The sequence below is a fragment of the Veillonella parvula genome, assembly GCF_042850485.1.
Taxonomy (GTDB): domain Bacteria; phylum Bacillota; class Negativicutes; order Veillonellales; family Veillonellaceae; genus Veillonella; species Veillonella parvula_Q.
The window spans coordinates 441,307-455,937 of sequence record NZ_AP031417.1; the positions used below are offsets into that span (position 1 = coordinate 441,307).

At 40.5% G+C, this 14,631-nt stretch carries 14 protein-coding genes; all 14 read left to right on the forward strand.

All coding sequences use genetic code 11. From position 1 onward, the window contains the following. Positions 1–85: 85 nt before the first annotated feature. The 14 genes from ACGHIY_RS01845 to menH all read left to right on the forward strand — a co-directional run bounded on the left by ACGHIY_RS01845 (position 86) and on the right by menH (position 14,630). Positions 86–991, forward strand: coding sequence for a LysR family transcriptional regulator (locus ACGHIY_RS01845; protein WP_004693739.1), 906 nt, complete (start codon positions 86–88; stop codon positions 989–991). Between the two features lie 254 nt (positions 992–1,245). Then, the gene (locus tag ACGHIY_RS01850; protein ID WP_004693737.1) at positions 1,246–1,821 is read left to right on the forward strand and encodes a xanthine phosphoribosyltransferase; all 576 of its coding nucleotides are present in this window, start codon (positions 1,246–1,248) and stop codon (positions 1,819–1,821) included. 27 nt (positions 1,822–1,848) lie between these two features. Beyond that, positions 1,849–2,295: a hypothetical protein gene (locus tag ACGHIY_RS01855; protein WP_004693736.1), complete on the forward strand. Its 447-nt coding sequence runs from the start codon at positions 1,849–1,851 to the stop codon at positions 2,293–2,295. A gap of 11 nt (positions 2,296–2,306) precedes the next feature. Further along, positions 2,307–2,747, forward strand: coding sequence for a hypothetical protein (locus ACGHIY_RS01860; protein WP_390525620.1), 441 nt, complete (start codon positions 2,307–2,309; stop codon positions 2,745–2,747). A gap of 434 nt (positions 2,748–3,181) precedes the next feature. After that, a complete protein-coding gene (purE, locus tag ACGHIY_RS01865) occupies positions 3,182–3,673 on the forward strand; it encodes a 5-(carboxyamino)imidazole ribonucleotide mutase (protein WP_278466917.1) in 492 nt (163 codons plus the stop codon). 102 nt (positions 3,674–3,775) lie between these two features. Further along, a complete protein-coding gene (gene purC, locus ACGHIY_RS01870; RefSeq protein WP_278466915.1) occupies positions 3,776–4,504 on the forward strand; it encodes a phosphoribosylaminoimidazolesuccinocarboxamide synthase in 729 nt (242 codons plus the stop codon). Between the two features lie 11 nt (positions 4,505–4,515). Further along, positions 4,516–5,934: an amidophosphoribosyltransferase gene (gene purF / locus ACGHIY_RS01875; RefSeq protein WP_004693726.1), complete on the forward strand. Its 1,419-nt coding sequence runs from the start codon at positions 4,516–4,518 to the stop codon at positions 5,932–5,934. Next, positions 5,921–6,982, forward strand: coding sequence for a phosphoribosylformylglycinamidine cyclo-ligase (gene purM / locus ACGHIY_RS01880; protein WP_288581050.1), 1,062 nt, complete (start codon positions 5,921–5,923; stop codon positions 6,980–6,982). Before purF ends, purM begins: the two co-directional genes overlap by 14 nt. Further along, positions 6,975–7,598 carry a phosphoribosylglycinamide formyltransferase gene (gene purN, locus ACGHIY_RS01885; protein WP_390525621.1) on the forward strand — a complete coding sequence of 208 codons (624 nt, stop codon included), beginning with the start codon at positions 6,975–6,977 and terminating at the stop codon, positions 7,596–7,598. The genes purM and purN overlap by 8 nt, the downstream gene beginning before the upstream one ends. A gap of 24 nt (positions 7,599–7,622) precedes the next feature. After that, positions 7,623–9,152 carry a bifunctional phosphoribosylaminoimidazolecarboxamide formyltransferase/IMP cyclohydrolase gene (gene purH, locus ACGHIY_RS01890; protein ID WP_390525622.1) on the forward strand — a complete coding sequence of 510 codons (1,530 nt, stop codon included), beginning with the start codon at positions 7,623–7,625 and terminating at the stop codon, positions 9,150–9,152. Positions 9,153–9,300: 148 nt separating this feature from the next. Then, complete coding sequence (gene purD / locus ACGHIY_RS01895) at positions 9,301–10,563, forward strand: phosphoribosylamine--glycine ligase (RefSeq protein WP_390525623.1); 1,263 nt, start codon at positions 9,301–9,303, stop codon at positions 10,561–10,563. A gap of 263 nt (positions 10,564–10,826) precedes the next feature. Next, positions 10,827–11,969, forward strand: a complete 1,143-nt coding sequence (locus ACGHIY_RS01900) for an isochorismate synthase (RefSeq protein WP_390525624.1) — start codon at positions 10,827–10,829, stop codon at positions 11,967–11,969. A gap of 40 nt (positions 11,970–12,009) precedes the next feature. After that, positions 12,010–13,773, forward strand: coding sequence for a 2-succinyl-5-enolpyruvyl-6-hydroxy-3-cyclohexene-1-carboxylic-acid synthase (gene menD, locus ACGHIY_RS01905; protein WP_390525625.1), 1,764 nt, complete (start codon positions 12,010–12,012; stop codon positions 13,771–13,773). Further along, positions 13,770–14,630, forward strand: a complete 861-nt coding sequence (gene menH / locus ACGHIY_RS01910; protein WP_390525626.1) for a 2-succinyl-6-hydroxy-2,4-cyclohexadiene-1-carboxylate synthase — start codon at positions 13,770–13,772, stop codon at positions 14,628–14,630. Before menD ends, menH begins: the two co-directional genes overlap by 4 nt. Position 14,631: the final 1 nt, after the last annotated feature.

Genomic DNA, 14,631 nt, shown 5'->3' on the forward strand with positions numbered 1-14,631 from the left:
TTGAGAGTCTATAGTTATAATAAGGTAATGATATGTGTATTTAAAAGTAAGACGTTACTATTAGTATATAACAGAGGTGAATAAAATGGCAGTATCTGCAGATTTATATAGAACCTTTCTAGGGGTAGGCTTATATTTATCTTTTTCCCGTGCCGCAAAAGAATTAGGCGTGTCCCAATCCGCCATCAGTCAAAGTATTAAACAATTAGAAGGAGAACTTAATATGCCTCTCTTCGTGCGTACTACAAAATCTGTAGGGTTCACGCCAGAAGGTAAAGAATTGTTTGATACGGTAGCTAAAGCTTTCTCTATTCTTGATAATGGTGTTACCCAATTACAAGAACGGGTTAGCCAAGCTTATGAAAGTTTAAATTTGGCTGCCACAGATACTTTGTGTCGCCATTTCCTATTGCCTTATTTCCACAAATGGCAATTACAAGAAAGTGAAATTGGCTTACATATTATCAATCGTCCGTCTCCTGATTGTGTAGAATTAGTACTCAATAAAGAGGCGCAATTAGCTGTGGTTAATGATTATGAGGGCTTGAGAGATAATCCTCAGCTAGAGGTAACTACGTTAGCTACCATTCAAGACGTCTTTGTTGGGGGCCCTGACTATAAAGGGGCAGGATTCTTTGATCAAGGGCGCCTTCTTAACGAGCCTATTTTACTCTTGCATAAAGGCTCTGCTAGTCGTACATTCTTTGACGATGTAACACATGGTGCTTGTCGTAAGCCTCGCTTTGAATTGGGGAGCGTCGATGTATTACTAGATCTTGTAGAAATCAATATGGGTATTTCCATGTTGCCTAATCATGTGGTACAACAAAAAATGCAAGAAGGGACTATTGTGCGCATCGATACAGATATTCCGGTACCAACACGCGACATTGTGCTTGTGCGTTCTCGCTTGGTTCCTCAATCTGAAGGGGCTGCAAGATTTACGTCCTTACTAGTTAATCGTGAAAGTACTCGAGATAAAGTTTTATAAGAAAAAGACATGTTTAAAGACATACTTTAGGAAAATTTCTTAAAGTGTGTCTTTTTATATATTAGTGTGAGTTTTACCGTGCTATATTATATTCCTATAAAGCAGTCGAGTTATATAATTCATATATGAAATATTTAAGTCTTATTTGCAATGATATTTATGGGTTATATTATAAGACTTTTACTAGATATAGGTTGACCCTAAGGGGTTGTTTACGTTAAAATTTAAAGATAGTTATGCGGAGGTATGAGCACATGGAATTATTAAAAGAACGCATTCGTGAAGAGGGGATTGTCCTCAATAATCGAGTGCTGAAAGTAGATGGGTTCTTAAACCATCAAATCGATCCACAATTGTTTAAGGCGATTGGTAAAGAAATCGCGGATCGTTACCGTGATGCAGGTGTACAACGTATTGTTACCATCGAAGCATCTGGTATTGCGTTGGCGTTGATGGCCGCGCTTGAACTAGACGTGCCATTGGTATTTGCGCGTAAGAAAAAATCCATCCTTATGGTAGATGATGTATATCATAGTGTTGTGTACTCTTATACAAAAGAAGAGAATTATGATATCACTATTTCTAAAAAATTTTTACCAGCTGGGGAGAAAGTGTTGATTATCGACGATTTCTTGGCGTCTGGTGAGGCGGCTATGGGCCTTGCTAAGTTGGTTCAAGACGCAGGTGATGAAGTAGTTGGCATGGCGATTGCTATCGAAAAGTCCTTCCAACCTGGTCGTGAACGCTTGGAAAATGCGGGCTACCGTGTAGAGTCTTTAGTTCGCATTAAAGAATTCAAAGATAATGGTTGTGTGTTTATCGAAGACTAATTTGTCTGATTATTGTTAGAGGGAATTATGAATAAAAAAGCAGAAAAATTCGACTTACTTGTTGCTGACCTTAACAAAGGCGGTAACACTTGGTTTACAAAGGAAGAAATGACAGACGATCTTAATACAGTTGTATATCATGGTCGTTTGGATGTTCATGAGCATAGCTTGCCTGTGTTCATCGTTGTAGACGATTCTGCGTTCACCTATGTACGCATCGCTATCACAACAACATCTATTGATAAAAAAGTGATTCCTGCGGTATTGAAAGAACTTAACACGTTAAATCAAGATTACAAGATATCTAAATATTACGTGAGCAATGAAGATAATAACATTTATATGGATGTGTCTATACCATGTTTGAATGAACAATTTGATCCTACTGTAGTAGTGAATCTTATGCTTGAAGTTATTCAACCGCATTTAGATACTGTACATAAAGATATTCTTAAAGTAGCTGGCTTAGCTTAATAGAGGTTGTTATGAATCCTAAATCCTTATTATTTGATAAGTTTTTGAAAGAAGAAGAAATCATATCTTTTGAACGGAAGGATTTTGATGATGAAGACGGTACAGTAGTATATCGTTCTTATATCAAGTCTCCTTTATGGGATATGCCTTTATTCGTCATTCTCGATAACAGTATTTATAGTGTAGTTCGTTTAGTGTTAGGTCCTGAAAAGGTAACGGCACAAAATATGAATGCCTTGAATGCATTAATTAATCGAGACAATGCGACATATAAAAATTACAAACTATATATTGATGAACAAGATTCTAGCCTATACTTGGATTGCGTATATATGTGTGGTGATGATGCGTTCGTGCCTGCATTGATGTATGCGTTGATGTCTTCTATCGTAGATTATATTCCTGAATCTGTAGGTGAATTGAAAGCTGCCTTTGAAAGTGGTACTCACTAATCAATAATAGATACAAGTTAAGTGATCTAATGTTCGGAATTATGAAAAGAGGATAACCTGTTTATAAATGGGTTATCCTCTTTTTTATATGGATAAGCAAAACCATACAAATATTATGATTGATAGAATAAATTTATGCTGTTATAAGATTGCAAAGACAGTATTCTATTTTGCAGATTTATTTAAGCTTAATTTATATGATGCAATCTACCTTTTTATAATAGTTCGGAATATAACGAATAATAAAAATATTTAATAAAAAAATATTCGAAAATAGTATTGATTTTGTAAATGTTAGGTGTTACAATTTGAGTACAAGAAGGAGGTAGCGCCGTGAACTATGCAAATCAACAAATTCAAAGCAAGTCTACGGAGGCTACTTGTGCGCATTTGTCCCAGTCTGTTTCGGCTGGGCTTTTTTATTAGGAGGATCTATGAAGGTCGGTATTATCATGGGCAGCAAGTCTGACCTAGACACAATGAAAAAAGCATCTACCGTACTTGATGAATTTAACATTCCCTATGAAATGGTTATTGCCTCAGCTCATCGTACCCCAGAGGCTGTAAAGAATTTTGTTACACGACTTGAAGGTGAAGGAGCTATTGCTTTTATTGCTGGTGCAGGCGCAGCGGCTCACCTACCTGGTGTGGTGGCGAGCTTCACTACACTACCTGTTATCGGCATCCCACTTAATGCAACCGCATTAAAAGGTATTGATTCTCTACTTGCTATTGTACAAATGCCATCTGGCATGCCTGTAGCAACTATGGCTGTAGATGGTGCTAAAAATGCAGCGCTCTTTGCAGTACAAATTGGAGCAGCTTTCAATAAAGACCTGAAAGAACAATATCAACAATATCGTAAAGATATGGCTGAAAAAGTCTTAGCAGACAATGCAGAATTACAAGGTGCTATTCATATTTAATCATATAAATCATCGGCGATTAAATATTGGTTAAGAAAAACAGTTTATTTAGATATCTATTACATAGTTTGTATCATTAATTTATGATAAAGGAGAAAGATCATGGCTAACATCGATTTGGAAAAATTAACATTATTGTACGAAGGCAAAGCAAAACAAGTATATGCAACAGATAACAAAGATGAGTACATCGTTCATTATAAAGATGATGCCACTGCATTTAATGGTGAAAAACATGACACCATCCTTGGTAAAGGCGTGTTGAATAACAAAATTTCCTCTTTCTTCTTTGAATTGTTGAAAAAAGAAGGCGTACCAACTCATTTCGTTCGTCGTGAAGATGATCGCAACCAAACAGTACTTGCATTGAAAATAGTTCCTCTTGAAGTTATTGTTCGTAATATTGCGGCAGGTTCGATGGCTAAACGCTTTGGCATTGAAGAAGGTACACCACTTAAACATCCAATCCTTGAATTCTGCTACAAAAATGATGAATTAGGCGATCCATTTGCCAATGAATTCCAAATCACAGCACTTGGTTGGGCTACTCAAGAACAACTTGATGTAATTTCTACAATTACTTTAAAGGTAAATGATATATTGAAGAAATTTTTGGCTACTAAAAATGTGACCCTTGTAGATTTCAAGGTAGAATTTGGTACCCATAATGGTGAAGTTTTATTGGGTGATGAAATTTCTCCTGATACATGCCGTTTCTGGGATGCTACAACTGGTGAAAAACTCGACAAAGACCGTTTCCGTCGAGATCTTGGTAATATTGAAGAAGCATATAAGGAAATGTTATTCCGTCTTACAGGTGAGCGTGCCTAATAGGGGGGAAGATGAACTACGATTCTGTTTTTGATAAATGGCACGAAGAGTGTGGTGTGTTCGGCATCTATGATAGGACCGTTGATGTAGCACGCTATGTATATTGGGGACTATTTGCTCTCCAACATCGTGGTCAAGAAAGTGCGGGCATTGCTGTTACCGATGGTCATGATGTAGAACTGAAAAAAGGCATGGGCTTGTTGACCGAGGCTATCAAAGAATTACCATCTTTGCCAAGCTATATGGGGACTGGTCATGTGCGGTACTCTACGACCGGGTCCAATAATCCGCGTAATATCCAGCCTTTGGTTATTCACTACCAAGGCGGTCAAATTGCGGTGGCTCACAATGGAAACTTAACGAATGCCTTATCTATTCGAAAACGCCTCGAAGCCGATGGTTCCATCTTTCAAACGACGATGGATTCTGAGGTTATCGTAAACTTGATAGCCCGTTCTAAAGCAGAAACACAAGCGGAACGGATTGCCGATGCGGCGCGTCAAATTGAAGGGGCGTTCTCTCTAGTCATTACTACGAACGACTCTTTAGTAGGTGTACGAGACCCTCAAGGATTTAGACCGCTTTGTTTAGGTAAAACTGAAAATGGTTATGTGCTCTCTAGTGAAAGCTGTGCTTTTGATGCGATTAAGGCAGAGTTTATTCGTCATATAGATCCTGGTGAAATGGTTATCATCGATGACTCTGGTGTGCGTAGTACTATCTATGCGGAACCAGAAAAAATCGATAAAAAACTTTGCGTCTTTGAATACATCTATTTTGCACGTGGCGATAGTCATATCGATGGTCAATCCGTATATCAATCTCGGCTAAATATGGGCCGCGAACTATATAACGAAACTAAGTATGATGCGGACATCGTAATGTCCATTCCGGATTCCGGTACAACAGCTGCATTAGGTTATGCTCGTGCATCGGGTATCCCTTTTGCAGAAGGTTTAGTTAAGAACCGTTATAGCGGTCGTACCTTTATTAAACCAAATCAAGAGGAACGAGAATTAGCTGTTCGTATGAAGCTAAATGCATTGCCACATATTGTTGGAGGTAAGCGTATCGTCCTTATTGATGATTCTATTGTGCGCGGTACTACGAGTGGTATCATTGTAAAAATGCTAAAAGAGGCTGGTGCTAAAGAGATTTATATGTGTATTAGTTCTCCAACTATTGAGTATTCCTGTCACTATGGCATTGATACATCGGTGCGTAAAGAACTTATAGCAGCTACTCATACAGTGGATGAAATTAGAGATTTTATCAAGGCTGATAAATTACATTACTTGTCTCGTGAAGGCCTATGTCGTGCTGTATCTGATGTAAAGCCAGATGATTTATGTTTTGCATGTTTCAATGGTGATTATAGTGTAGCGGTTCCTGCGGACCAAGAGGAAGGGGTCAAATATGTGCTCGAATAAAACTAGTTTAACCTATCGTGATGCAGGTGTTGATATCGATGCAGGTAATCGCGCCGTAGAACTGATGAAAGAATCTGTTAAACGCACGTATACACCGGGTGTTGTTGGTGATTTAGGTGGTTTTGGGGGACTCTATTCCTTAGCTGGTCATGCTATGTCTGATCCTATGCTCGTATCTGGTACAGATGGGGTGGGCACCAAATTACGTCTCGCTATTATGATGGATAAACATGATACTATCGGCCAAGACTGCGTAGCTATGAGTGTTAATGATATCCTCGTACAAGGGGCTACGCCTTTATTCTTCCTCGATTATATTGCGGTTGGCAAACTAGAACCTGTAAAAGTGGCGGATATCGTACGCGGTGTGGCTGAGGCTTGTGAAGAATCTGGCTGCGCCTTACTAGGTGGTGAAACTGCTGAGATGGCAGGCTTCTACGATGATGAGGATTATGATGTAGCTGGTTTTGCCGTTGGTATCGTAGATCGTCCTAAATTGATTACTGGTGAAAGTATCAAGGCAGGAGACGTTATTCTTGGGTTACCATCTTCTGGGGTTCATTCTAATGGTTTCTCGTTAGTTCGTAAAATTGTATTTGATCACAAGGGTTTCTCCATTGGTCAAGATATTCCTGAATTTGGCAAAACACTGGGAGAAGAATTATTAACGCCAACGCGCTTATACCCTAAAGCTGTATTACCGTTGATTAAAGAAGATTTAATTAAAGGTATGGTTCATATTACGGGCGGCGGTTTCTATGAAAATATTCCTCGCGTCTTACCTACGGGAGTAACGGCAGAGATCGATTGTGATACATGGCCTCGCCTTCCAGTTTTTGAAAAGCTACAAGAATGGGGCAATGTAGATTGGCATGAAATGTACCGTACTTTTAACATGGGCATTGGCATGATCCTCATAGTGGACGCTGCGGATGTGGATCGAGTAAAGGCAAATCTTGAAAGTCGTAATGAAGCGGTTTATGAAATTGGTCATATCGTTAAAGGCGAAGGTCCAGTTGTTGTAAAAGGGGCGGTATTTAATGACTAGTTCCTTAGTTAAAAAACGTCTAGCTCTATTCGCAAGCGGTAGAGGCTCCAATGGGGAAGCCCTCTATAAAGCCATGCAAGAAGGATATATTAATGGTGAGTTTGTAGTTATCATTACAGATCACGGTGATGCAGGGATTGTTGAACGTTCTAAACCTTGGAATATCCCACTCATTGTCATCGAGCGTAGCGACTATGATTCTAAAGCTAGCTTTGAACAAGCCCAGTTAGATGCGTTAGGGCCCTATAAGATAGATGGTATCGTTTTGGCTGGATATATGCGCATTGTAGGGGCTCCATTGATTGAGCACTATGAGCATAGAATTTTAAATATCCATCCTGCCTTGTTGCCATCCTTTCCGGGACTACATGGACATCAACAAGCTATTGATGCGGGAGTAAAGGTAACCGGTTGTACGGTACACTTTGTTGATGCCGGAATGGATACGGGGCCTATCATTATGCAGAATACGGTTCCTTTATTACCGGAGGATACAGAGGATACCCTGAGTGATAGATTATTGCCTATTGAACATAAAACATATAAAGAGGTATTACGACTATTTTGTGAGGATAAGCTCACTATAAAAGGTCGTGTTGTATATATAGAAGATTGATGTGTAAGCAAAGGAAGACGTTAGATGATTAAAAATGCATTACTTAGTGTTTCTGATAAAACAGGTATTGTAGACTTTGCGAAAGGTTTAGTTGATTTAGGGGTAACCATTTATTCCACAGGTGGGACCCTTAAAGCCATAACCGAAGCAGGTATTCCGGCAAAATCGGTAGAGTCTTTGACTGATTTTCCTGAAATGATGGATGGCCGCGTAAAGACATTACATCCTAAGGTGCATGGTGGTATTTTGGCGATCCGTGATAATGCGGAGCATCAACAAGCTATGGCAGAACATGGTATTGAACCAATCGACCTTGTTGTAGTCAATCTTTACCCGTTCCGCGAAACCATTGCAAAACCTAATGTATCCTTAGAAGAGGCCATCGAAAATATCGATATTGGTGGTCCTACGATGGTTCGTTCTGCAGCAAAGAATCATGCCTTTGTGGGCATCGTAGTAAATCCAAATCATTACGGTGAAATTTTGGAGATGCTCAAGGATCAAGGCGAATTGACTAAGGAATATCGCTTTGGCCTTGCCAAAGAAGCCTTTGCTCATACGGCGACTTACGATGTGGCCATCGCCAATTATATGAGTGGAATCTTGAATGAAGGCCCTACACCTCCAGAATATTTGAGTGCTTATGAGAAGGTAACAGATCTTAGATATGGGGAAAATCCGCATCAACAAGCCGCATTCTACAAAGAAATTGGTACAGCTCATGGCATGGGGGCCTTGAAACAATTACATGGCAAAGAGCTTTCCTATAACAATATTGTAGACATGGAAGCGGCATGGAATATGGTATGGGAGTTTACTGAGCCAGCTGCATGTATCATTAAGCATACGAACCCATGTGGTGCCGCTACTGCATCTACATTACATGATGCCTATATAAATGCGTACGAAGCTGATTCCGTATCCGCCTTTGGTGGCATCGTAGCCTTAAACCGTGAAGTAGATGCAAGTACAGCGGAGGAAATGAGCAAAATTTTCTTAGAAGTTATTATGGCACCTACTTTCACAAAAGAAGCATTAGAAATCCTTGAAGCTAAGAAGAATATTCGCCTCATTGAACTATCTAAGCCGGAATCTGGCCAAGTGACAGTGAAAAAGGTGTCTGGTGGTTTATTAGTGCAAACAGAAGACGATATCCTAGAAGACCGCGTTAATTATAAAGTTGTTACGAAGATACAACCGACAGAGGAACAATGGAAAGCTCTTGAATTGGCATGGAAACTCGTAAAACATGTAAAATCCAATGCGATTTTGATTTCTAATGAAAAGCGTACTCTTGGAGTTGGGGCCGGTCAAATGAATCGCGTAGGTTCTGCAAAAATTGCTCTTGAACAAGCCGGGGAAGCCGCTAAAGGCGCTGTATTAGCATCCGATGCATTCTTCCCATTTGGAGATACCGTAGAAACAGCGGCAAAGCATGGCATTGCAGCTATTATTCAACCAGGTGGCTCTATTCGCGACGAAGAGTCTATCAAAGCGGCTGACGAAGCGGGCATCGCTATGGTATTTACAAACATTCGTCACTTTAAACATTAACTAGTTAAGAATTTTTAGCGGATTGTTAAACACGATTAGGGCAAAATATCTATTGAACGGTCACAACAATTATTGATGTTTGGAGTAAGCCCGTTATGTGTTTATATTATTATGGATTTGATGGCGTTTAGGCGCCGATGGAGGACTTATGAAAGTATGTGTAATCGGTAGCGGCGGCCGTGAACATGCATTGGCGTGGCGATTGTCCATCAGCCCTAGCGTAACAAAGGTATATGCTATTCCTGGTAGCGCGGCTATGTCAGATTGTGCAGAGCTAGTTGGCATCGATTGGCAACAAAGCGATCATTTAATTAGCTTTTTGAAAGATAATCAAGTTGATTTAGTTGTTGTTGGGCCTGAGGCTCCTTTAGTAGCGGGCTTAGCAGATGTACTTACTAAGGCGGGGATTCCAGTTTTTGGTCCATCTAAAGCAGCCGCTCAACTAGAGGGCTCAAAGGTATTTGCTAAAGACCTCATGAAAAAATACAATATTCCCACTGCTGCATATGGTGTATTCCACAAGGTAGATGAAGCGAAAGCTTTTATTGCTCAAACAGGAGCTCCTATTGTTGTTAAAGCTGACGGCTTGGCGGCAGGGAAGGGTGTTGTAGTAGCCATGACCATCGATGAAGCGAATGCAGCCGTAGAAGATATGCTCAGTGGTAATCGATTCGGTGATGCAGGCAGCACCGTTGTTATCGAAGAGTTTATGGAAGGCGAAGAGGCTAGTTTATTAGCCTTTGTAGATGGCAAGACCGTAGTTCCTATGATTGCCTCTCAAGATCATAAACGCATTTTTGATGGTGATAAAGGGCCTAATACAGGTGGCATGGGGACCTATGCACCGGCCCCCGTTCTTACAGATGCATTGCGGGACGCAGCGATGAAAACCATCTTAGAACCTATGGTAGCGGCTATGGAAAAAGAAGGCATACCGTATGTAGGCTGCCTTTACGCGGGGCTTATGATTACTGACGAAGGTCCTAAGGTGGTAGAATTCAATGCGCGCTTTGGTGATCCTGAAATACAAGTTGTATTGCCGCTACTGGATAGTGATTTAGGTGAGATTATGATGGCCTGTGCTAAGGGCACATTAACCTCTAATATGGTGAAATGGAAAGATTCCTCAGCGGCTTGCGTTATCCTTGCTTCTAAGGGCTATCCTGAAACTTCATCTAAGGGCGATGTCATCAGTGGGGATATTAAACAATATGACACAACCATTGTATTCCACTCTGGCACAAGGCTTGTTGGTGAAAATTATGTCACTAATGGCGGTCGTGTACTCGGTGTTGTTGGCCTTGGCAAAGACCTTAGAACGGCACTTGATAGAGCCTATGGACGTATAGAGCATATCGACTTTGAAGGCATGCAATATCGTACAGATATTGGGGCGAAGGCTTTTAAATAAAGTAACAACATGTTAAATATAATGAAAACCTCTACATTTATGCATAACGCATGTGGTGTAGAGGTTTTTATTTTCTACCTTTTAACTGTTACCTATGATATAATTAATTAGATATAAAGAGGGCCCATCGACGTGTGATGGCGTTAGGCTCATCTCAAAAATTTTGAAACGTATTGATGACGCCTGACGTGTAGAAGTAAATCTTCTACACGTTAGGTGTTTTTACTATAGTCTATTTTATTTCTTAATAGCGATATATAACTATGATATATAATAAAGAACCGTTAGAACTGAATAGTCCTGTAGCCTTTTGGTTGAACTTTCCAAACGAAGAACGCGTATTCTGGGTGGATCGTCAAAGTGACCGTATCGTTGTAGGCGCTAAACGTTTGGCGACGGTTAAAGATGATACAGATCGCCATAATTACGCTTACGTGTTTTATGGGGATACTTTTTTTGAGAACTCTAAGGATCCAAAATGGGCTGGCATGGGCCATGAAATGATTGCTTTCACCCATTACTATATCGTAGAAAATGGGGAATCTTTCTACTTGCACGCTGGTGAAAGCGTCCCTATTACAGATTTCGAGGTGCCTCGAGTTCGCCATAATTACAAGGAAATCAGTGATGATAAGTCTGCTTGGGATAGTTTGATGAATGCTATCGCTGACGGCATTAGCAGTGGTGAAATGACAAAGGTCGTTTCTTCTCGAGAGGTGCAGTTCACTAGCGAAACACCATACAATGTGGCGAGTATTTTGGTAAATTTGGTAGATAATAATCCAAATTGCTTTATATTTGGTTACGAAAAGGATGGACGTACCTTTGTGGGTGCATCGCCAGAGATTCTAGTTCGCCATCGAGGTAGTGAAATTCTTAGTTATGCCTTAGCGGGGACAGCGCCTAAACATGGACCAAATGCATGGACTAAGGAACAGCTGTTAACAGATAAGAAAAATCTCTTTGAACATAATATCGTGCGCGATCGTATCGTGAAAACAATGGAGACTATAACTTCTGATGTTACCATAGGTGAAACGGGCATCATGGAGCTGGCGCATCTCTATCACTTGCGTACTATTATTACCGCAAAGGATAGCACAAAATCCCTCGTAGAATGGGCAAAGTTGCTACATCCTACACCGGCTCTCGGTGGTGAACCGCGAGAAAAGGCGTTGACATTGTTACAAAAGTACGAAACTCATGAGCGCGGCATGTATGCAGCACCTTTTGGCTTTATGAAAGACATGGGGGACGGCATTGTCATCGTTGCTATTCGATCTGCCCTCATTATGGATAATGTTCTTTATGCCTATGCAGGATGTGGCGTCGTAGCCGATTCTGATGCGGATGAAGAATATGCAGAAACTAATAATAAAATGCGCACCATTTTGGATGCATTATGATAAATTTCCAAACTCTTAGGAGTTGTTGAAAGGGAATATAATGAACGAATATATTGCTGCCTTGGTAGATGAGTTTTACCAACTCGGCGTCCGGCATGCTGTGTTTAGCCCTGGTTCTCGTTCTACGACGATGGCTATGCTTTTCACGGAGTATGAAGGCTTTGAAACATATATGAATATAGATGAGCGCTCTGCTAGCTTTATGGCACTTGGCATTGCAAAGGCTCATAAAGAACCAACTGTGTTAGTTTGTACATCCGGTTCCGCAGTGGCTCATTATTTGCCCGCTATTTTAGAGGCTCAATATAGTGGGGTACCTCTTATCGTATTGTCTGCCGATAGACCTTATACCTTGCTACATACAGGGGCTCCACAAACAGTAGATCAACAAAAAATCTTTGGTACAGCTGTAAACTATTATGAAGAATTATCGGTGCCCCAAGATGAGCATTACTACACATATCCACGACAAGTAGCACGCAAGGCATATATGAAAGCTATGGATACTAAAAAAGGACCCGTGCATATCAATATACCTCTCTTTGAGCCGTTGGTACCTGAACTGGACCGTAAGCACTTTGAAGCGGGACGTAGCCCTTACAAAGTATTTAAACCTAATTACGGTGATGTGTTTAGCTATCAGAATAGAAGTCTATTGCTTGCACAGTATAAGAGAGTCCTTATTTTAGCTGGTCCACAAATTGATGTAGATGAAGTTGAGTTTATTCATTCCTTTGCGGAGAATTTACAAGCTCCTATCTTGGCGGATCCATTGTCCAATGTAAGACGCTGGCATAAGACTGATGCTATTGATGATAATCATGAATTTAATATCAATCGTAGCAACGATACAGATATGACTCAGAAAAAACAATTCTCTGATGTTGTGATTTCAACGTATGATGCATTTTTAGCGGATAAAGAGTTATGGCCTGTACTAAAGCCGGATTGCGTGATTCAGTTTGGCCAAATGGTTGTGTCTAAACGCGTGCAACAGATGGTGGCAAGTTGGGATAATGTGGAGTATATAGAGATAAATCCTACAATGGACTCCATGAATCCAACGGGGAAAACCACCATACACATGCAAGCAAGCATCGATATGTTTACGCATTTGTACGCTGTAAAGAAAGAATCTAATGCATATCTTAATAGTTGGCAACGTTTAGAAGTAGCTGGCAAAGCTCAACTAAGTACAGCCATAGAAGAACCAAGTTGTTTTGAAGGTCGCACGATACGCGAGTTGCAACAGCATATTCCTGACAATAGCCAATTGCTTGTGGCGAATAGTATGACCATTCGCGACTTTGATTACTTCTGGTTCTCTGGTGAATCCGATGCCGTTCTTTACGGTAATCGTGGTGTTAATGGTATCGATGGTATCGTTTCAACTGCACTAGGTCTTGCCACAAATGGTCAGCCTACATATCTCGTAACGGGAGATTTGTCTTTATTCCATGATCTAAACGGCTTAGCGGTCGCTAAAACGCACAATCTAAATTTGACGATTATTTTGCATAATAACGATGGAGGCGGTATTTTTGAATATTTACCGCAAAAGGGAACAAAGCATTTTGATTATTTGTTCTCTACGTCACAAGGCTTAGATTATAGTGGGGCCGCTAAACTCTATGGCTGTGGGCACACTAAAATCTCTAGTCCTGATGAATTGAGTCATGTATTAGCTAAAGTTAGCACGGAATCTGGTGTTCATATCATTGAAATACCTACAGACCGGGAATATAGTCGTCAGTTACATAGGAAATATACAAACGTTTCAGTTGATATGGAGGCATTACTATGAGTCAGTATTTTTGCAGTATTGTAGATAATGCTTTGTGTAATCCAGCTCAGCGTATGTATTTTGACTTGGGCGAGTACCGCTACGGTTTGACTGTGGTTGGAGAAGGTGAACCTATTGTATGTTTCCATGGTTTTTCTGAATCGAGCTATACTTGGGATTCTATTAATCTGCCGGGGTATCGCGTGGTCCGTATCGATTTGATCGGCCATGGTGATTCAGATATTCCTGATGAGGATAAGGCCTATACCATTCCTCAAATGATAGAGGACTTGCATACAGTTATCTATCATATGGTTGGTGAAAGCTACTACCTCATGGGCTATTCCATGGGAGCACGTATTGCGCTTTCCTATGCTTTACAATATGAACGTGAAATCAAAGGTCTTATTCTTGAAAGTGGCTCGGTAGGCATCGCTTCTGAAGCTGAGCGAGCAGCACGCCGCAAGGCGGATGAAGATTTAGCTGTTCATATCGAAGAGCATGATGGTGCTTGGTTTGCTGCACGATGGGCGGAAGTACCTATTTTTGAGAGTCAAAAACAGCTTTCAGAAGGGGTGGAGGAATTAATCTATCTACGCCGTTCCAATAATAGCCCATATGCCTTAGCTTGTACGTTGCGTGGCTCAGGGCAGGGCGTAATGCCTTATGTAGGGGATAAATTAGAAAAATTCTCTGTTAAAGGTTTATATGTGAGTGGCGCATTAGATACAAAATATACTACAATAGGAAGAGATGTATTTGGCAAGTTGCCAAGTTTTAATCATGTCATCGTCGAAGGGGCGGGGCATAATGTACATATAGAAAAACCGCAGATTTTTGAACAAGCGGTATTGGATTTTTTACAGAAGAAAGGTTAAG